General features: G+C 74.7%; 17 protein-coding genes. 12 read left to right on the top strand and 5 right to left on the bottom strand.

Features of this window, described 5'->3' with window-relative positions; genetic code table 11:
• Window positions 1-7 precede the first annotated feature (7 nt).
• The 4 genes from ACFYX3_RS15615 to ACFYX3_RS15630 all read left to right on the top strand — a co-directional run bounded on the left by ACFYX3_RS15615 (window position 8) and on the right by ACFYX3_RS15630 (window position 3,069).
• Window positions 8-841, top strand: coding sequence for a DUF817 domain-containing protein (locus tag ACFYX3_RS15615; protein WP_389013135.1), 834 nt, complete (start codon window positions 8-10; stop codon window positions 839-841).
• Window positions 842-983: 142 nt separating this feature from the next.
• Window positions 984-1,187, top strand: a complete 204-nt coding sequence (locus tag ACFYX3_RS15620) for a cold-shock protein (RefSeq protein WP_015031667.1) — start codon at window positions 984-986, stop codon at window positions 1,185-1,187.
• Window positions 1,188-1,281: 94 nt separating this feature from the next.
• Entirely contained in the window at window positions 1,282-2,658 is a 1,377-nt protein-coding gene (locus ACFYX3_RS15625) for a DEAD/DEAH box helicase (RefSeq protein ID WP_389013139.1), read from the top strand.
• 69 nt (window positions 2,659-2,727) lie between these two features.
• The gene (locus ACFYX3_RS15630; protein WP_389013142.1) at window positions 2,728-3,069 is read left to right on the top strand and encodes a MazG-like family protein; all 342 of its coding nucleotides are present in this window, start codon (window positions 2,728-2,730) and stop codon (window positions 3,067-3,069) included.
• Between the two features lie 58 nt (window positions 3,070-3,127).
• Here the strand turns inward: ACFYX3_RS15630 and ACFYX3_RS15635 are convergent, their stop codons facing one another.
• Both ACFYX3_RS15635 and ACFYX3_RS15640 read right to left on the bottom strand, forming a co-directional pair.
• Complete coding sequence (locus tag ACFYX3_RS15635) at window positions 3,128-5,584, bottom strand: MFS transporter (protein ID WP_389013145.1); 2,457 nt, start codon at window positions 5,582-5,584, stop codon at window positions 3,128-3,130.
• 81 nt (window positions 5,585-5,665) lie between these two features.
• Window positions 5,666-6,145, bottom strand: a complete 480-nt coding sequence (locus ACFYX3_RS15640) for a hypothetical protein (protein WP_389013147.1) — start codon at window positions 6,143-6,145, stop codon at window positions 5,666-5,668.
• A 244-nt stretch (window positions 6,146-6,389) separates the two neighbouring features.
• On the opposite strand from ACFYX3_RS15640, the gene ACFYX3_RS15645 reads away from it, so the two are divergent.
• The 7 genes from ACFYX3_RS15645 (at window position 6,390) to ACFYX3_RS15675 (ending at window position 15,140) form a co-directional block, all read left to right on the top strand.
• Window positions 6,390-9,467: a BTAD domain-containing putative transcriptional regulator gene (locus ACFYX3_RS15645; protein ID WP_389013150.1), complete on the top strand. Its 3,078-nt coding sequence runs from the start codon at window positions 6,390-6,392 to the stop codon at window positions 9,465-9,467.
• A 117-nt stretch (window positions 9,468-9,584) separates the two neighbouring features.
• Window positions 9,585-10,991 (top strand): hypothetical protein, encoded by a 1,407-nt coding sequence (locus ACFYX3_RS15650; RefSeq protein WP_389013153.1) that lies wholly within the window; start codon window positions 9,585-9,587, stop codon window positions 10,989-10,991.
• Between the two features lie 88 nt (window positions 10,992-11,079).
• The gene (locus ACFYX3_RS15655) at window positions 11,080-12,315 is read left to right on the top strand and encodes an AAA family ATPase (protein WP_389013234.1); all 1,236 of its coding nucleotides are present in this window, start codon (window positions 11,080-11,082) and stop codon (window positions 12,313-12,315) included.
• Window positions 12,312-13,580 carry a VWA-like domain-containing protein gene (locus ACFYX3_RS15660; protein ID WP_389013156.1) on the top strand — a complete coding sequence of 423 codons (1,269 nt, stop codon included), beginning with the start codon at window positions 12,312-12,314 and terminating at the stop codon, window positions 13,578-13,580. Before ACFYX3_RS15655 ends, ACFYX3_RS15660 begins: the two co-directional genes overlap by 4 nt.
• A 96-nt stretch (window positions 13,581-13,676) precedes the next feature.
• On the top strand, window positions 13,677-14,117 hold the full coding sequence (locus ACFYX3_RS15665) for a DUF3995 domain-containing protein (RefSeq protein WP_389013159.1): 441 nt from the start codon (window positions 13,677-13,679) through the stop codon (window positions 14,115-14,117).
• Entirely contained in the window at window positions 14,104-14,625 is a 522-nt protein-coding gene (locus ACFYX3_RS15670) for an RNA polymerase sigma factor (protein WP_389013162.1), read from the top strand. The genes ACFYX3_RS15665 and ACFYX3_RS15670 overlap by 14 nt, the downstream gene beginning before the upstream one ends.
• Entirely contained in the window at window positions 14,622-15,140 is a 519-nt protein-coding gene (locus tag ACFYX3_RS15675; RefSeq protein ID WP_376594367.1) for a hypothetical protein, read from the top strand. Before ACFYX3_RS15670 ends, ACFYX3_RS15675 begins: the two co-directional genes overlap by 4 nt.
• Here the strand turns inward: ACFYX3_RS15675 and ACFYX3_RS15680 are convergent.
• The 3 genes from ACFYX3_RS15680 to ACFYX3_RS15690 form a co-directional block, all read right to left on the bottom strand.
• Window positions 15,094-16,509, bottom strand: coding sequence for an amidase (locus ACFYX3_RS15680; protein ID WP_389013166.1), 1,416 nt, complete (start codon window positions 16,507-16,509; stop codon window positions 15,094-15,096). The two genes, ACFYX3_RS15675 and ACFYX3_RS15680, sit on opposite strands and share 47 nt — an antisense overlap.
• A gap of 106 nt (window positions 16,510-16,615) precedes the next feature.
• On the bottom strand, window positions 16,616-17,704 hold the full coding sequence (locus ACFYX3_RS15685; protein WP_389013169.1) for a chitinase: 1,089 nt from the start codon (window positions 17,702-17,704) through the stop codon (window positions 16,616-16,618).
• A gap of 113 nt (window positions 17,705-17,817) precedes the next feature.
• Complete coding sequence (locus tag ACFYX3_RS15690; protein WP_389013172.1) at window positions 17,818-18,729, bottom strand: TIGR03620 family F420-dependent LLM class oxidoreductase; 912 nt, start codon at window positions 18,727-18,729, stop codon at window positions 17,818-17,820.
• A gap of 119 nt (window positions 18,730-18,848) precedes the next feature.
• Here ACFYX3_RS15690 and ACFYX3_RS15695 point away from each other — a divergent pair, with 119 nt between their 5' ends.
• On the top strand, window positions 18,849-19,436 hold the full coding sequence (locus ACFYX3_RS15695; protein ID WP_389013175.1) for a TetR/AcrR family transcriptional regulator: 588 nt from the start codon (window positions 18,849-18,851) through the stop codon (window positions 19,434-19,436).
• The last annotated feature ends 49 nt before the right edge of the window (window positions 19,437-19,485 follow it).

A 19,485-nucleotide genomic window follows, 5' to 3' on the forward strand; every position in this document is an offset into this window, starting at 1 on the left:
TTCCGCCATGGACACGCTCACCCACGGGATACGCCAGCTGCTGCGCTTCGCGGTCCTGGAGGCGCGCTGCTGCGCCTTCGCGGTCGCGCTCGTCGGCGGCATCGCCGCCTCGACCCTCCTGCCCGACCTGCCGGTCGCCCGCTACGACCTGCTGCTCCTGTACGGCGTCGGGCTCACGGTCCTGTCGTGGCGGCTCGGCTGGGACACCGGCCGGGACGTCGCCGTGATCGCCGGATGCCATGCCATCGGCCTCCTCTTCGAGCTGGTCAAGGTGCGGATGGGCTCGTGGAGCTACCCGGAGGACGCCCTGACGAAGATCGGCGGCGTGCCGCTGTACGGCGGATTCCTGTACGCGGCGGTCGGCAGCTACATCTGCCGGGCCTGGCACCTGTTCGACCTGCGGCTCACCGGCTACCGGCCCCGGATCACGGCGGTCCTCGCCGCGGCGGTGTACCTGAACTTCCTCAGCCACCACTGGCTGCCCGACGCCCGCTGGGCGCTCGCCGCGCTGCTGCTCGCCGCGACGGCGGGGACCTGGGTGCGCTTCCGGGTCGGCGAGAGCGACCTGCGGATGCCGCTGGCCCTCTCCTTCGTCCTGATCGGCTTCTTCCTCTGGGTCGCCGAGAACGCCGCCACCTACGTCGGCGCCTGGAGCTATCCGGACCAGCTGGACGGCTGGCGGCCGGTCTCCCTGGCGAAGTTCGGCGCCTGGGCGCTGCTCATCACGGTCATGTTCGTCCTGACGGCCCGACACGAGAATCGGGAGAATCGGACATTTTTCATGCATGGCCGCCGATGCCGTGCTACAGTCGACCTCAGTTGCAGTCGTGGTTCCCATTGAACTTACAAGTGCCTTCGGCGATTCGACATCGTCAGGCACTTGATGTGTTTTCGGTGCAGTTTTCCGGACGGGGCAATCATCACGGCGACGCCGGGAGTCGCACAGTGCGACTTCCAGGGCTACGCCCCGAAGGAGATATGTCATGGCCAACGGCACCGTCAAGTGGTTCAACTCGGAAAAGGGCTTCGGCTTCATCGAGCAGGAGGGTGGCGGCCCGGACGTGTTCGCCCACTACTCCAACATCGCCACCTCCGGCTTCCGTGAGCTCCAGGAAGGCCAGAAGGTGACCTTCGACGTCACGCAGGGCCAGAAGGGCCCGCAGGCGGAGAACATCCTCCCCGCCTGACGTTGACACGTCCGACGCGGCCGGTGTCCCCACCCTTGTGGTGGGGACACCGGCCCGTCGCTTTTCCCAGACTTCTCCACGGACCAGGTGCCGCATGACCACCACGCCCCCCAAGGACGCCGCCGCCGAGGCCGTGACCTTCGCCGGATTCGACCTGCCCGCCGCGCTGCTCGCGGAGCTCACCCGCCAGGGTGTCGAGACGCCCTTCCCGATCCAGGCCGCGACCCTGCCGGACGCCCTCGCGGGCCGCGACGTCCTCGGCCGCGGGCAGACCGGATCCGGCAAGACGCTCGCGTTCGGCCTGCCGCTCCTCGCGCGCACCGCCGGGCGCCGGGCCGAGGCGCGCAGGCCGCTCGCCCTGGTCCTGGTCCCCACCCGCGAGCTGGCCCAGCAGGTCACCGACGCCCTCGCCCCGTACGCCGAGGTCCTGAGGCTGCGCCTGGCGACGGTGGTCGGCGGCATGTCGATCGGACGGCAGGCGACGGCGCTGCGCGACGGGTCCGAGGTCCTGATCGCCACCCCGGGCCGGCTCATGGACCTCGTCGAGCGCAAGGACTGCCGTCTCGACCGGGTGGCCGTCACCGTCCTCGACGAGGCCGACCGGATGGCCGACATGGGCTTCCTGCCCCAGGTCACGGAGCTCCTCGACCTGGTGCCGCAGGGCGGCCAGCGGATGCTGTTCTCGGCCACGCTCGACCGTGACGTCGACGCGCTGGTCGAGCGCTACCTCCAGGACCCGGCCGAGCACTCCGTCGACCCCCCGGCCGCCGCCGTGTCCACGATGGAGCACCACGTGCTGCACGTGCACGGGCCGGACAAGTTCGCCACCGCCACGGAGATCGCCGCCCGCGACGGACGCGTGATCATGTTCCTGCACACGAAGGCCTCCGTGGACCGCTTCACCAAGCACCTCCTCGGCAGTGGCGTACGGGCCGCGGCGCTGCACGGCGGCAAGTCGCAGCCGCTGCGGACCCGGACCCTGGACCGGTTCAGGACCGGCGAGGTCAACGTGCTGGTCGCCACGGACGTGGCGGCGCGCGGCATCCACGTCGACGAGCTCGACCTCGTCGTGAACGTCGACCCGCCCGCCGACGGCAAGGACTACCTGCACCGCGGCGGCCGCACGGCGCGCGCCGGCGAGTCGGGCGTCGTCGTCACGCTGGTCACGCCGGACGAACGCCAGGACGTGGCCCGCCTCATGGCGGAGGCGGGCATCAGGCCCCGCGTCACCAGGGTCCGCTCCGGCGAGGCCGAGCTGACCCGTATCACCGGCGCCCGCAAGCCCTCGGGCGTGCCGGTCGCCGGCAACGCGCCGAGCCAGGAGGGCGTCAAGCGCGGAGGCGCGGCCTTCCGCGGCATCGGCACCGTCCCGGGACGTCCGGGACGCGCGAAGAACGAGTCCCGGCGCGCCGCCGAGGCCCGCAAGACGGCCGAGGCACGCCGGGCGGCGAAGATCCGCCGCGGCGGCTGAGCGGGCGGCTCCCGGCGCCTCGCCGTCGTGGCCCGGTGAGGAGCCGTCCTTCGGGGTACGTGAGGGCTCATGAAGGACAACACCCCGTGGGACACGATCGGTTCGCTCGCCGCGCTGTTCACGCGCCTGGACTCCGAGCGCGGGTTGCCGTCGGAGGAGCAGTGGACCCTTCAGGTCCTCAAGCTCTCCGAGGAGGTCGGCGAGGCCGCGCAGGCCGTCATCGGCGTCCGGGCGACGAACCCCCGGAAGGGCCGCAGCCACAGCTGGGAGGACGTCCAGGAGGAGGTCGCCGACGCGGTGATCACGGGCATGGTCACGCTGGCCCGGATGCGGCCGGAGGACGCCGCCGAGTTCCTCGCCGGCGTCCTCGCGGAGAAGTCGGCGAAGTTCCTCCCGGGACCGGGCCGCTGACTCGGCGAGGTCGCGGCGTACGACCTCGCCGACGGCGGCCTCACCCTCAGCGGTCCCGCTACGGGGCGCTCGTCCTGACCATCAGACCCACCAGGAGGCTCGCGAGGAGCAGGAATCCGGCGACGGTCCAGAGGACGGCGGCGTAGCCGCCCAGGGGCGCGATGCCCACGAGGAGCGGGAAGGCCAGCCAGCCGCCGAAGCCCTGGGCCGCGAGCACGGTCGCGGCCGTGCCGCCGGAGCCCTGGAAGCCGCTCGTTCCGGTCGCGGTGGCCAGCAGGGGCCCGAGGGCCGTGCCGATACCCAGGCCGAGGAGGACGGTGCCGGGCAGGACGACGGAGGCGTACGAGCCGTCGAGCTCCAGGCCAGCCAGGAGTCCCATGCCGGCGGCGGCGAGGACGAGGCCCGGGACGGCGAGGAGCCGGGGCGCGACCCGGCCCTGGAGGTGGCCGGCGACCTGGGTGGCGACGAGGACGGCGCCGCCCAGGGGGAGCAGGGCCAGGCCCAGGTCGTACGGGGTGTAGTCGAGGTCGTTCTGGAGGTAGAGGGACAGGGTCAGGAACAGGGTGGGCGTGCCCACGCCGGCGAGCAGGAGCGCGAGGAGGGAGCCCACGCGGTCACGGTCCCGGAAGAGCCCGGGACGGACCAGGGGGCTGCTCGTCCGGGTCTGCCGCCACGCGAAGGTCGCCAGGAGGGCGGCGCCGGTGAGCAGGAGCAGCACGGCCAGGGGTGAGGACCAGCCGCCACCGGCCGGGCCGAAGAAGCCGTCGGGCTCCTCGACTTGGTGGAAGCCGAAGACGAGGGCGGCCAGTGCGCCGGTGCCGAGCAGGAGGCCCGGTACGTCGGGGCGGGCGGGGGCACGGGCCGACCGGTCGTCCTCGACCAGGGCGGCGGGGACCACGGCCATCAGGGCGAGCGGGACCGCGGCGTACAGGCTCCAGCGCCAGCTCACGTAGTAGGCCAGCCAGCTGCCCACGAACCCGCCGAAGGCCAGGCCGCCGCCAGCGAACACGGCGTAGATCCCGAAGGCCGTGCCGCGCGCCTTGGGGTCGGTGAAGCCGCCGGCCACCAGGGAGAGCGCGGCCGAGGAGAGCAGCGCGGCGAACACGCCCTGGAGGCCGTGCGCCGCGATGAGCACACCGGCCGCCGGGGCGGCTCCACCGACCGCGGAGACCACGGCGAAGCCCGCAAGGCCGATGATCACCATCCGTTTGCGGCCCAGGAGATCGGCGAGGTGTCCGCCGAGCAGCAACAGGGCACCGAAGGCGATGACGTAGGAGAACGACATCAGCTGGAGGTCGTCGAACGAGAGTTGCAGGTCGGCCTGGATGATGGGCAGCGCGACGTTCGTGCTCATCGCCCCGACGACGACCAGGAACTGCGCGAGGACGGCAGCGACCAGGCCCCACCACCGCCGGGGCGACGGGCCCGACGGGCCGGCCGGGGCGGTGGGCACCCCCCAGGCGCCGGGCACGGTGCCGAGGGCCGGTCCGAAGCCCGGAGGCACCGGGCCCTGGCCCACCGGCGCCGTCGGGGTGTACGCCGGGGGCGGAGGGAACGGCTGGGGACCGGCGGCGTACTGGGCCGGGATCCTCGGATCCTGCGGTGTGGCCCGCGTCTCGGGCGCGAAGTCCAGCAACCGGGCCGCGTGACGCCCGAGTTGAGCGAGTACGGCCCCCGGCAGCCACTCCTCGGAGAGGTCCGCCGCCGTGCGCGCCGCCACGTCCGCGGGTGTCGGCCGCCGGGCGGGGTCCTTGTGCAGACAGGCCCGTACGAGATCGATCAGCGAGTCCGGCACGCCCGTCAGGTCCGGCTCGTCCTCCGCGATCCGGAAGAGGTGCGCGCTCAGCCCGGTGTCGGCGGCACCGAAGAGGAGTCGGCCGGTGGAGGCGTACACGAGGACCGCACCCAGGCAGAACACGTCGCTGGCCGGGGTCAGTTCGAGGCCGCGCACCTGCTCGGGCGACATGAAGCCGGGAGAGCCGATCAGCATGCCCGTGCGGGTGTGCAGGCTGTCCCCGCCGAGGCCGTCCATGGCCCGCGCGATGCCGAAGTCGATCACGCGCGGCCCGTCCACGGTCACGAGGACGTTGGACGGCTTCAGGTCACGGTGGATCAGTCCCGCCGCGTGAACGGACTGCAGCGCCACGGCGAGCCGGTTGGCGAGGACGCGGACCGAGTGCTCGGGCAGCGGGCCGAAGTCCTTCGCGACGACGGTCGTGAGGTCGGGCCCGGGGATGTACTGCGTCGCCACCCACGGCACCGGCGCCTCGGTGTCGGCGTCGAGCACGGCCGCCGTCCACTCCCCGCCCACCCGCCGGGCGGCCTCCACCTCGCGCGCGAAGCGCCGGCGGAACTCGGGGTGCTGCGCGTGCTCGGCCTGCACCACCTTCACGGCGACCGTCCGGCCGGCCTCGGACCGGCCGAGGTACACCAGTCCCATCCCGCCGGCGCCCAGGCGGGCGATGAGACGGTACGGGCCGATGCGGGTCGGGTCTTCGGTGATCAACTGGTCCACGTCAGTACCATAGTTGGGGCGGTCGGGGTCCCGCGCGGGATCACCCGAACCACGGTCGTCACGGCTGTCGTTCACGGTGGCCTAGGAGGCGACGCGTTCGCCGGACGGGTCCGCGACGACGATCCGGAGGTGCGAGGGCGCGTACCTGCGCGACTTGTCCACCATCCTCCGCAGGTCGAACGTGTCACGGAGGACGGCGACATGCACCGGCGCGGGCATGGCCGGGTCGGGCGCCGGGAGGTCCGCGCCCGCCGGGACGGAGACACTGGGACGCAGCCGCGCGCCGATCAGAGCGTGCGCGCCGCCGTCCGGTGTGGCCACCACGAGCTGGGCGACGTCGCTCCACGGCAGCGGCACGGTGCCGAACCGGACGCCTGCCGCGTCGAACCGGAAGGCCGTACGCCGGTTCTCGTACCAGGAGACGATGAAGGGGACCGCCGCGACGAGGACGACGCCGCCCTTCATGTCGAGCGCCCAGCCCAGCAGGACGGCGAGGCCGACGGTGCCCACGATCGCACCCCACAGACCCGCCTGGTCCCGCGCGGAGAACGGGTGCGTCACGCGGTAGCTCTCCCATCGGCCCGCGCGGCGGGTAGGCCGCGCGCCGGGCGGGCTGCCGGCCTGTGACATGACGGTGTCTCCTCCACTGTGCGACGACGCGGGCCGGCTGCCGCCCCCACGGCGGCAGCCGGCCCGACGCGGCCACCCTGGCGCGGCCCGCTGCAAGGCCGATGAAATGCTGCTGAAGCGAAGGTCATGGGCAGCGGTGCGGGCACCGGACGTACGGGGACGTGGGGGCGGGGACGTGAGTGGAGAGCCGGCGGGCCGGGGCGGGCCCTTGCGGATCGACCTGCTCGGGCCCGTCCGGGCCCTGCGCGGCGACGTCCCGGTCGTCCTCGGCCCGGTCCGGCGGCAGGCGGTGCTCGCCGCCCTGGTCCTGCGCGCACCGGGCTTCGTCACCTACCGGCAGCTCCTCGACGACGTCTGGGGCGCCGAACCGCCCGGCACGGGCCACCGCGTCCTGCCCAGCTACGTGTACGCGCTCCGCAGGGCACTGGACGCGCCGGACGCCGGCCCCGGCCGGTCGGTGATCGACGGCGGTCGCGGCGGCTACCGCTTCGAGCCCGCCGGCACCCGCACCGACCTCGCCGAGCTCGCCGAGCAGGCGGCCCGCGCCCGGCGGGCGAAGGCCTCGGGCGACCTCGCCACCGCCCTCGACGCGGGCGGCCGGGCCCTCGCGCTGCTGCACGGCGAGCCCCTGCCCGGCCTGCCGGGGCCCCTCGCCGACACCGAGCGGCAGCGGCTCACCCGGCTGCGCCGGGCCCTGCACCAGGAGCACGCGGAGTGCCTCGTCCTGCTCGGACGCCACCCGGAGGCCCTCGACGGCCTCATGGCGGCGCCGCTGGCCCTGCCGTACGACGAACCCCTCGCCGCGCTCCGGATGCGCGCGCTCTACGGCAGCGGCCGGCAGGCCGAGGCGCTCGCCGTCTACCACGAGACCCGCGACCGGCTCCTCGACGAACTGGGTGTGGAACCCGGCGAGGACCTCCGCCGCGTCCACCAGGCCGTCCTGCGCCGGGACGACGCTCTGCTGCTCGGCCGGGGGGCGGTGCGGGCGGCGGAGCCCGAACGCCGGGGACGTGAGGGCGGCGACGCGGGTGACGGGCCGGGGCACCCCGGCGGGGCCGGTGACGACGACGAGGCGGTGCTCGCGAGCGGGGCCGGCCACACCGGCGGACCCGTGCGGGCCGGCGAGGGCGACGGACTCGTTCGCCCCGGTGCCGGCGTCCCTCTCCCCCGACACAACGAACTCCCCGGCGACACCGCCTGCCTGGTCGGGCGCGAGGCGGAACTCGCCGTCCTCACCGGTCCCGTCCACCCCGGAGCGGTGTCCGTGATGACCGTGGACGGGACGGCGGGGGTCGGCAAGACCGCTCTCGTCGTGCGCGCCGCCTGGACGCTCGCCGGCGACCATCCCGACGGGTGCCTGTTCGTGGACCTGGAGGCCTACGGCGCCGCCGGCCCGCACCGGGCCCTGCGCAGGCTGCTCCGCACGGTGCGGGGCGGCGGCGACGAGGAACCGCCCACAGAGGCGGACGAGTTGACCGACCTCGTCACGGCCTGGCGCGCGGCCACGAGCGGGCTGCGGCTGCTGCTGGTCGTGGACGGGGCCCGGAGCGCCGAGCAGGTCCGTCCGCTGCTGCCCGCGGGGCCCGGCAGCCGCGTCCTGGTGGCGGGCCGGCAGCGTCTGCCCGGCCTCGACGCCGATGCGCGGCTCACCGTGGAACCGCTGGACACCGACGACGCGGTCGGCCTGCTCCGCACGCTCCTCGGGGCGTCCCGGGCGGACCGTGAGCCCGAGGCCTCCCTGGAGCTCGCGCGGCGGTGCGCCGGTCTCCCGCTCGCGCTGCGGATCGCGAGCGCCCGGCTGCAGAGCCGCCCGTCCTGGACCCTGGCGTTCCTGGCCGGCCGGATGTCCGACGACCTCCGGGGCCTCGGCGAGCTGCGGGTGGAGGACCGGAGCGTGGAGGCCGCCTTCCGACTCTCGTACGATCGCCTCGAACCGGAACTGAGGCGCGGGTTCAGGGCGTTGGGGGTCGTCCCGACGGTCCGTTTCGACGGGCTCGGTCTGGCCGCCGTCCTCGGCCGCCCCCGTGCGGAGGCCGATGCGGTCCTTGAGGACCTGGTCGACGCGAGCCTGCTCCAGGAGCCGCATCCCGGCCGGTACAGGCTGCACGATCTCGTCCGGGCCCATGCACGGCGGCTCGCCGCCGCCGCACCCGAGGAGGCGGCCGCGGACCGACGGGCCCTCCTGCGTCTCTACACGGCGGCCGGCCGGATGGCGGGCGACTGGGGCCCGGAGACCTTCCCGACCGAGCCGGGCATCACCGGGTCTCCCTTCGGCGGCCGGCGGGAGGCCTCGGAGTGGCTGGACGCGGCGGGCGGAGAGCTGCTCGACGTGGTGGCCTCCGCGGCCGCCTCGGGCGAGTACGACCACGCCTGCCTGCTCGCCGAGGCCCTGGTGGACCACCAGCTCTGCCGAGGCCTGCACCACGAGGCCCGCGCGGCCCTTGAACTCGCGCTGCCGTGCGCGGACTCGGCCGACGACCGGCGCCTCGCCTCGGCGCTGCGCGCGTGCATGGGGATCGTCGACGTCCACCGGGGCCGGTTCCGGCAGGCGCACGCCTGGTTCGCCGAGGCCCTGCGGCACGCCCGCGACCAGGGGGACCCGCGGAACGAGGCCCGCGCGATCGCGGGGACGGGCGTCGCGCTGTGGCCGCTGGGCCGGGTCGAGGAGGCCGTCGGCCTGCTGAGCAGGGCCCTGGAGCTGGCCGCCGGGCTCGGCGACGACTGGCTGACCGGGGTCTCGACCTGCAACCTCGGCGCGATCCACGCCCTGCGCGGACGGCACGAGGAGGCCCTCGACCAGTACGGCGCCGCCCTCGCCCTGGCCGAGAAGAACGGCCGGCCCAGGACGATCGCCCAGTCCCTGTGCTTCGTCGCCGGCGCCCACCACGCGCTCGGCCGCCCCGCGGAGAGCGCCCGGCTGCTGCGACGGGCCGTCGAACTCGCCGACCAGGCGGGTGACATGACGCTGCGTGCGGCGGCGCTGTCCCAGCTGGCCGCCGCCGAGCACGGACAGGGGCGGCTGAGCGCCGCCGTCGAGACCCACCACGAGGCCCTGTCCACGCTCACCGAACACACCAGTACCTGGCTGGAGATGGAGATCCGTATCCGTCTCGGCAGCACCTACGCGGCGGCGGGCCGTCGAGCCGAGGCCCACGAGGAGTTCCGGACCGCCCTGTCCCTGCCCGACGCCGCGGACCATCCCGAGCAGTACGGCCGGGCGCGCGACGGACTGGACGGGACGGGTGGCCTCTGAGCACCGCCCCCTGAGGAAAAGAGCGTGGCCCCACCCGCGGAAACGTCGTATGGTGCTCGCGATGACGACTCACTCCTCTCTCAGATCGGGGGTCCCGTCCGCAACAGGTGAGTGCTGATGGCCACTCCCTTCGCGTACGAGGATTCCCACCTCTCCCGCTGGCTGCGCGTGCGCGAGTTCGCCGTGCCGCCCTCCATGATCGAGACCGCGACCGCCCGCCGTGAGGCCGGGGACTGGGCGGGGGCCTGCGCCGCCGCCCACGTCGACGTCGATCTCGACCTCCGCGCCCTGGCTCGCGGTCACGGCACGGAACTCGCGTCCCGCGTGCGGGCCGATCTGCGCCGCCTGGCCCCGGACCTGCTGCGCTGGCACATGCCGAGGATCGCCCCGTACGGGCTGCTGCGCCCGGGCCTCACCGTCGCCCTCGCCCGGTACGACACCGGGGGACGCGACGGTACGGGGCCCGTGCACCTGGTGGCCCGGACCGCGCCCGCCTGGGCGGACGCCGGACAGCGCATCAGCCTCGCGCTCCGGGGCCCGGACGCGCCCGGCACCGGCCCGGCGCCTTCCCACCCGCATCCCCACCCGCACCCACGGTTCCGGCTCGACCTGCACCGCCATCTCTGGGACGCGAGCCGGGCCGCCGAACTGCGCACCCGTTCCGGGGCCGACGGACCGCCCTCGCACCTCCCCCGGCCGGATCTGCCGCAAGGCGGACTCCACTGTGCCGTGGACCGATGGACGGCCGAGGCGGCGATCCTGCTGCGCGCCGAGGGCCGGCCGGCGGGCCCGGTGGCCGTACGCCTCGGCAGGGGGCGGCGGTTCCTCCTGGACGCCGACCCGTCGGGGGCACTCGTCGGGGACGCGTCCGCGCGGCGGGCGCTCACCTCGGCGCCCGTCCTGCCGGACGCGGCCACCTGGCTGCCGCCCGACCTGGAGCTGCTGCGCGCCGGTCTCGTCGAGGCCGGGCAACTGCACCCGCTGGTCGCCGCCGCGCTCGTACCCGGTCACGTGCCGAGCGGCCCGCCGCGGCCACCCGAGCGGGCGGGCGCGCCGCGCCTCGTCGACTGCCGGGGCGCCCGGCACCGGATCGGCCTGGTCGACGGCGTGCTGACACCGCTCGACCACGACCCGGCCGAGCTGCGGCGCGAGGAGCTCCTCGTCGCCCTGACCGGCACGGCGCTCCCCTGCGTACGGGCCGTCGACGAGGCGCACCGGCGTCCGGACTGTCTCACCGGTGTCCGCGAGCGGCTCGACCACGGCGACATCGCCGGTGCGCTGGCCGTCGTCGAAGGCCTCCTCGGGCCCGCCGCGCTGCTGCGCGACGGCGCTCTCCGGGACGCGCTGGACACGGCGGCGCGGCGCCGCGTCACGTACGGGCTCTACCGGGCCGGGCTGGCCGGCCCCGCGCCCGGCCGGAAACTCGCGCCCCCTTCCGTGACCACCCTCCGCACACGTCCGGACAGCCGCCGCACGCGCACGCGTGGCCCGCGCCCGCGGCAGGCCACGTTCCCGCCGGTGTGACCCCCGGTTCCCTCCCTTCCCCTTCCTTCTCCTCTCCTCTCCTCTCCTCTCCTCTCCTCTCCTCAGGTGATCTCCCGTGCCCACAGTCATGCCCTCCTCTCCTGCCCCCACCGCCGAACTCGACCTCGCAGGCGCCCTGTTGTCCCTTCTGCGCGACACCGACACCGAGCCCCGGCCCGACCCCCAGCTGGAGGCGCTGACCCTGGCGGTCGCCGCCGATCTTCCGGTGCTCCTGTGGGGCGAGCCGGGCATCGGCAAGACCGCGGCCCTGACGCAGCTCGCCGCCTCGCTCGACCTGCCGCTGACCACCGTCATCGCGAGCGTGCACGAGCCCACCGACTTCTCCGGACTGCCGATCGTCGGCGACGACCCCGCGGAACAGGGCGTGCCGATGGCACCGCCCGAGTGGGCCGTGCGGCTGGTACGGGCCGGCCGGGGCCTGCTGTTCCTGGACGAGCTGTCCACCGCTCCCCCGGCCGTCCAGGCGGCCCTGCTCCGGCTCGTCCTGGAGCGGCGGATCGGGACGCTCGTCCTCCCGCCCGACGTACGGATCGTCGCCGCCGCCAATCCGCGGTCCTCGGCCGCCGACGGCTGGGAGCTGAGCCCGCCGCTCGCGAACCGTTTCGTCCATCTGCGGTGGACGCACGACGCCGAGGTCGTGGTCCGCGGCCTCGGGGGTGTCTGGCCGCGCGCCACGCTCCCCCGCCTCGACCCGGCGAGGCTGACGGAGGCCGTGGACGTCGCCCGGCGGGCGGTCTGCGGTCTGCTGACGGCCCGTCCGGCGCTCGTGCACCGGCTGCCCGGCGGTGAGGCGCCGCGCGGCGGCGCCTGGCCCTCGCCCCGGAGCTGGGAGATGGCGCTGCGGCTCATCGCCTTCGCGACCGCCGCGGGGGTGTCCCGGGACGTGCTCTCGCAGCTGGTGCGCGGGGTCGTCGGGGACGGGCCGGGGCTCGAACTCCTCGCCTGGCTCGACCGGATGGACCTCCCCGATCCCGAACTGCTCCTCGCCGACCCCGAGGGTGCCGAGCTGCCCGAGCGCGGCGACCGCCGCCTGGCTGCTCTGGAGGGGGTCGTCGCGGCGGTCTCCCGGCGCCCGGAGAAGTCCCGTTGGGACGCGGCCTGGGCGCTGCTCGTCCGCGCGCTCGAGTCGGGTGCTCCGGATCTGGTGGTCGTACCGGCGACGACGCTGGCGGGGCTGCGCCGGGAGGACTGGGACGTTCCGGAGTCGATCGAGCGGCTGGCCGGCGTCGTGTCCCTGTCCCGGCGCGCGGACCGGGCGGGCGACCGCGTCGCGGCCGGCGCGGGTGCGGGTGCGGGGCGATGAGTCCGGAGACACGGGGCGCCCCGGCGCTCGATCTGGAGAAGCTGTACGCGGCCCGGCTGCACGCCGTGCGGGTCCGGCCGTATCTGGCGACGGCGCTGTTCGCCCTGCACACCGTGGAGTCGCGGGAGGTGCCGACGATGGCGGTGGACCGTCACTGGCGCTGCTACGTCTCGCCGGGCTTCGTCGACCGGACCCCGGTGGAGGAGCTCGCCGGGGTGTGGGTGCACGAGGTGACGCATCTGCTCCGCGACCACCACGGGCGCAGCGACCGGGTGGCGCGGGAGCGGGGTCTGACGGGTTCGGGCGAGCGGCTGCGGATGAACATCGCCGCGGACTGCGAGATCAACGACGACGTGTTCGGCGACGGCCTCCCCATGCCGGAGGGGGCCGTGCATCCCGGGCTCCTCGGCCTTCCCGAGGGAAAGCTGATGGAGGAGTACCTGCGGCAGTTCCGGCTCGGTTCGCGGACCAGGGACGCGGGCTGGCTGGACTGCGGCAGCGGAGCCGACGGTCTCGAACGGGCCTGGGACCTCGGCGCGGACGGCGCCGACGGGCTGAGCACCCAGGAGCAGGACGCCGTGCGGTTCCGGGTGACCCAGGCCATCACCGGCCGGCCGGGCAGCATCCCGGCGGGGTGGCGGCGGTGGGCGGAGGAGGCGTTCCATCCGCCGCAGGCGTGGCGGGAGTTGCTCGGGGCGGCCGTCAGGTCGGCGGCCTACGGTTCCGGTGCCGGGGACGACCACTCGTACGGGCGTCCGTCGCGGCGCTCGGCATCGGTGCCCGGGGCGGTGCTGCCGAGTCTGCGGCGCAGCCCGCCCCGGGTCTCCGTCGTCATCGACACCTCGGGCTCGGTGAGCGACGCCGAACTGGGCAGCGCGCTCCTGGAGGTGACGGCGATCTCCCGGGCGCTGGGTGGCCGGCGCGATCTGGTGACCGTGCTGCCGTGCGACGCGGCGGCGCGGATCGTCCACCCGCTGTGCAAGGCGGAGGGCATCCCGCTGATGGGCGGCGGCGGTACGGATCTCCGCACGGGTTTCGCCGCGGCGCTGCGGGCGCGCCCGCGCCCCGACGTGCTCGTGGTCCTGACCGACGGTCAGACGCCGTGGCCGGCCACGCGTCCCGCCTGCCGAACGGTGGTGGGACTCTTCCCCCGCGCGCGGAGGTTCCGTTCGTGGAGCGAGGACGACCCCGACCACGTGCCGGCCGGACCGCCGGAGTGGGCCCGTGTGGTCGAGATCGGTGACCAGCCCGCCCGTCGCACGTGATCCGGATCACAGGGAACCCCTGCCCGGTCCGGGTCCTCCTTCAGGTGTCGGCGCCCCTCGGCGGCGGCATTCCGACCCCGATACGGAGGGGACCTCATGGCGGTCATCGACATCGAGCGGCCTCGTACGGCCGGCGGCGGGCGTGCGGTCGCCGTGCTGCTCGCCGTCCTCGCGCTCGTGCACGTCTACTGGGCGACCGGCCTGACCTGGCCCGCCGCCGACGAGCGGAGCCTCTCGCTCGCCGTCCTCGGCGGTGTCGTGTCCTTCGGTCCCGCGGTGGTGCTGCCGCTGGCCGTCCTCGAAGGGTGCGCCGCGGTCGCCGTGGCGGCCCACGCGCGGGGTGTCCGCGGCCGCCGGATCCCGCGCCTGGTCACGTACGCCGTGGCGGGCGGGATGCTGCTGCGCGGGGCGGCCGGTCTGGTGTGGATCGTGATCGGCCGGGACGGATCCGGGGCGGCCTTCCCCTGGCTGAACGCCCTGCTGTACACGCCGCTGTCCCTGGTCTTCGGCTGGACGGCCCTGCGTGCCGCCCGCTGAGGCCGCCGGTCCCGTCGACCGGGGCGTCGCGCTCGTCCGGGCCGCGCGGCGGGGCGACACCCTGGCCCTGCACGACCTGCTCGACCACCTCACCCCGTACATCGCCCGGATCTGCGGCCCCATCGCCCTCGACGACGGGCCGGACGCCACCCAGGAGGCCCTGGTCGCCGTCTTCACCTCGCTCAGATCGCTGCGGGAGCCCGAGGCGTTGTACGGGTGGGTGCGGGCGATCTCCGTACGGGAGGCGGTGCGGGTCGCCAAGCGGGCGGCGCGGGCGCGGCCCGCGGAGCTCCCGGACGTGCCGGAGCGGGGCGATCCGCAGCTGGCCGCCGACATCGGCGACGTCCTGGCCCGGCTGTCGCCCGGGCACCGGGCGGTGCTGGTGCTGCGGGACGTCGAGGGGATGGACGAGGAGGCCGCGGCGGCGCTCCTCGGGGTGCCGGCCGGCACGGCGAAGTCCCGGTTGCACCGGGCACGGAAGAGCTTCCGGAAGGCGTGGTCCGCGTGAACGGTGACGAGGCGATGATCGACGACGTGCGGCGGCTCCGGGTGATGGGCGCCGGTGTCCGGGGCGCGCGGATCGTGGAGCGGGTGCTGCCCGCGCCGCTGGACGCGGTGTGGGCCGTCATGGGGGATCTGGAGGGCGGCTTCGGGGAGTTCCAGCCGGACATGCGGTCGGTGCGGATCGTGCGCAGGGACGGCGACCGGGTGGAGGCCCTCGCCCGCAGCCGTTACGGTCTCCGGGCCCGTCTCCACGGCGTGCTGCGGCCGGGCTGGTGCTGGCTGCAGAGCCGGTTCCTGGTCATCGGGATGGCGGCGGTGGACGAGGGCGGCCGGACCAGGGTGGCGCTCACCGGCGGCGTGCGCGTCCCGGGGCGCGCCGCGATCGTCCCGTTCGGGGCGCGCCGTGAACTGGAGCGGGCCATGGCGCGCCTCGCCGAACGGGTCGACGGTGCCGGCATCCGGCCCTCCGCGCTCAGAGGTCCTGGATCCGGCGGAAGGGGCGGTCCGCCTCCAGGGTGAACGCCACGTCCAGGAGGGTCCGTTCGCTTCCGGGCCGGCCGGAGAACATGACGCCGATGGGCAGCCCTTCGTCCGTGGCCCGGGTGCTGGGCAGCGAGATCGACGGGGTGCCGACGACGTTGTCGACCGGGGTGAAGGCGACGTACGCGAGGATCCGTTCGACGAGCTCCGGGTAGGGGACGGTCGGTGCCAGCCGGCCGATCGGCGGCGCGGGGTGGGCGAGGACGGGGGTGAGGAGGAGGTCGAGTCCGCGGAACGCCGCCGCGTACGCCACCTTGGTGCGCTTCAGCCGGCGCAGGACGCCCGGGGTGCGCCGCCAGTTCTCCACGTACGTCTCGCGCAGCCCGCGGCTGAGGCCGTCCATGCGGTGCCGGTCGAAGTCCGGGCCGAGGGTCCGGCCGGTGGCGCCGAGGAGGAAGGAGAGCATCCCCCAGTAGGTGAGGAAGTCCTCGGTGAAGCGCGGGTCGATGGTCATCTCGACCGGCTCGACGGTGTGGCCGAGGCGTTCGAGCCTCGTCGCGGTCTCCGTGACGGCCTCGCGGGTGGCGGTGTCGGAGGCGACGCCGTTCGGCGAGTCGAGGAGGAGGCCTATGCGCAGCCGCTTCCCGGAGGGGCCTTCGACCAGGCCGAGGGGCGGCAGTTTCGGGTTGCGCCAGTACGTCTCGGCGGCGGCGAGGAAGGCCGCGGTGTCCCGCACGGAACGGCTGACGATGCCGTCGGCGACGAGGTCCAGGGGAAGTCGGCGGCTCTGGGCGTTCGGCACGACCCTGCCCCGGGTCGGCTTGAGGCCGACGAGCCCGCAGCAGGCGGCGGGGATCCGGATGGAGCCGCCGCCGTCGTTGGCGTGGGCGATGGGCACGGCTCCGGAGGCGACGAGCGCCGCGCTGCCGCCCGAGGAACCGCCCGCGGAGTGGCCGGTGTTCCACGGGTTGCGGACGGGCTCGGCGTTCTCGTACTCCGTGGAGGGGCTGAAGCCGAACTCGGGCAGGCGGGTCTTGCCGAGCACCGTGACGCCGCTGCTCAGGAACTGCCGGGCGAAGGGTGCGTGCCGTCGCGCCGGCCTCGGGGTGAAGGCCGCGCTGCCGTGGCCGGTGGGCAGGCCCTGGTGGTCGGTGTTGTCCTTGACGAAGCTCGGGACGCCCGCGAAGGCGCCGTCGGGCACGGCGCCGGGCGCGGGGGTGTCGACGTGCGTCTGGACGGCGTGGAGCCGCTCCTCGACGGCCCGCACCCGCGCGGCCGCGTCCCGCGCCGCCTCGGCGGCGCCGACCTCGCCGCGCCGGATCGCCTCGGCGAGCCCGACGGCGTCGTGCTCCCCCAGGGCGTCGTCCCGGAAGACGTGCACCCTGGTCCGTTCGTCGAAAGTCTTCACCGTTGCCTCAGCCCCCGGCCGTGTGGATGGTCGTCCACCATCATTGCCTACCGGCAAGTAACAGGCGAGGGGTCCGAGGCCACCGGCGTGATCCGGAAGACAGGACCTAGCGGCCCTGGAGGGCCTTGACGTTGTTGCCGAAGGTCCAGTTCTTCGAGCCGTCCCAGTTGGCCGACCAGGTCATCAGGCCCTTGAGCGAGCCGCCGTAGTGGTTCCAGGCCTGGGCGACGGCCGTCGGCGCCATGTATCCGCCGCCGGCGCCGGGCTGGGCCGGGAGGCCGGGGACCTGCTTGTCGTACGGGACCTTGATCGTGGTGCCCTGGACGACGAGCCCGCGGTTCAGGCAGTCGGTCTGGGCGACGAACCCGGCGACCGTGCCGGCGGAGTAGGAGTCACCGGAGCAGCCGTACATGCTGCCGTTGTAGTACTGCATGTTCAGCCACCACAGCCGCCCGTTGTCCGCGTACTTCTTGACGATCGGCAGGTACGCGCCCCAGATCGACCCGTAGGCCACGCTGCCGCCGGTGACGTACGCGGTCTCCGGCGCCATCGTCAGCCCGAACCCTGCGGGCATGCGGGCCAGCACTCCGTCGATGATGCGGACCAGGTTGGCCTGCGAGGCGGACAGCGTGCCGATGCTGCCGCTGCCGACGAGGCCGGTCTCGATGTCGATGTCGATCCCGTCGAAGTTGTACGCGGTCAGGATCGGGACGATGGTCTCGACGAACCGGTCGGCGACGGCGCGGGAGCTCAGGTCGATCCCGGCCGCGGCGCCCCCGATCGACATGAGGATCGTCGCCCCGGCCGCCTTGGCCCGGCACATCTCCGCCGGGGTGGCGACGCGGACGCCGCTGTCCATGCCGTCCTCCCAGAGAACGGTCCCGTCCGAACGGATCACCGGGAAAGCGGCGTTGATGACGTTGTAGCCGTGGGCGGCGAAACGGGGGTCGTCGATGGGCGCCCAGCCGAACGGCGGGTGCACGCCGTTCGCCGAGCCGTCCCAGTTCTCCCAGTACCCCTGGAGCACCTTCCCGGCGGGCTTCGGCTTGAGGGCGCAGGTGTCCGCGGCGGCGGACGACGGGGACGGGGCGGCGGCCTTCGCGCCTTGGGCGGCGGCGGGGCCGGCGAGGACGGCGGCGGCGAGCAGGGTGACGAACCCCGCTCCGAGGACACGGGTGATCCGAGGGCCTGGCATGCGTGTGCTCCTGGGGACGTGGGGGATCCTGGGCATGGCGCGCGCTCCAGGAGACCGTAGGTTGGTCCAGACCTTTCGTCAACCACCCTTGCACACGGGGGAGTTGTCCGGTTTCAGAGCAGGGCCGGGGCGAGCTCGCGCCACTCCCGGTCCGGCAGCGCGAGCGGATCGGCGGTCAGCACCTGGAGGCAGACGTGGTCGGCACCCGCGTCCAGGTGCTGCACGACGCGCCGACGGATCGCGTCCACGTCCCCGTACGCGACGATCGCGTCGACCAGGCGGCGGCTCGGTCCGCCCACGAGGTCCTCGTCGCCGAAGCCGAGCCTGCGCAGGCTCGCCACCTGGTGCGCCGCGGCGGCGACGTATCCGGCGACGTGCGCGGTGGCCACCTCCCGGGCCCTGCCGCGGTCGGCGTCCAGGACGACGGCCTGCTCCACCCCGAGGAACGCCTGCGGCCCGAGGATCCGGCGCGCCCGCTCGGTGTGCTCGACGGGGACGAAGTAGGGGTGCGCGCCCCAGGTGCGCTCGGCCGCCAGTTCCAGCATCTTCGGGCCGAGCGCGGCCAGGACCCGGCGCGGCGCCGGGTCGGGCGCGGGCCCGTGGGCGGGTGCCGCGTCCATCGCGTCCAGGTAGCCGCGCATCGTGTGCAGCGCCCTGCCCCGGGTCGGCACCGGGTAGCCGTCCACCTCGTGGACGGTGTCGTCGACCCGGTGGCCACCCAGCCCCAGGACGTACCGCCCGGGGAAGGCCTCGCCGAGCGTGCGGGCCGCGCCGGCGGTGGCGATCGGCTCACGGAAGGCGATGTTGGCGATGCCGGACGCGACGGTGATCCGGCGGGTCGCCGAGAGCAGCAGCCAGGCCTGGCCGAAGGTGTCGCGACCGTAGGCCTCCCCGAACCAGATGGCTCCGTATCCCAACTCCTCCAGTTCCGCGGCCGATTCCCGCACGCGCCCGGCGGGCTGCCCTTCGTAGGCGAAGGTCCAGATTCCGACCCGGCCGAGCCCGGTCCGCGCTTCGACAGTCATCCGTACCCCTCGGGCAGCACAACGGAAAGACGAAACGGAGAGGTTCTCCGCTTCGACGCCCGCTATGATACGGAGAGGTTCTCCGCTTGGCCACCCCGGAGATCACGGAGGACAGGACGATGACCGACACCCCAGCCCCCGCCGGGCACGCCCGGCGCACCGACGCGCGCGCCAACCGGGAGCGCCTGCTGGCGGCGGCGGCCGAGGTGTTCGCCGAGGCCGGCCCCGGCGCCTCCCTCAACGAGATCGCCCGCCGGGCCGGGGTCGGACCCGGGACCCTCTACCGCCACTTCCCGAACCGCCCGGCCCTGCTGACCGCACTGCTCAGGGACCGCATCGAGACGCTGTGCGCGCGGGCCGAGGCGTTGCGCGCCGCGGACTCCCCCGACGACGCCCTCGCCGAATGGCTGGGCGCCTTCCTCACCCATGCCCGGGTCAACCAGGGCATGGGCGGCGCGCTCCTCGTCGAGGAGGCCGCGGGGCCCGGCCTCGACTGCCACCGGCTGATCCTGGACGCGGCGACCGGCCTGCTCACCCGGGCCCAGCGGCACGGGTCGGCGCGCGCCGACCTCACCGCCGAGGACCTGCTCCAGCTGGTCGTCGGGATCGCCCTGTCCACGGCGCGCGACGAGCACTCCGGACAGCCCGACCGGCTGCTCGCCCTGGTCGTCGACGCCGTGCACAGCCCGTCACGCCGAGGTCTCTGACCCCCATCGCCACCGGCGCGCCTCGCCCGTGCGGGTCACCGCGGGTGAC

The sequence above is a fragment of the Streptomyces sp. NPDC002463 genome, from assembly GCF_042889835.1.
Classification (GTDB): Bacteria; Actinomycetota; Actinomycetes; order Streptomycetales; family Streptomycetaceae; genus Streptomyces; species Streptomyces nymphaeiformis.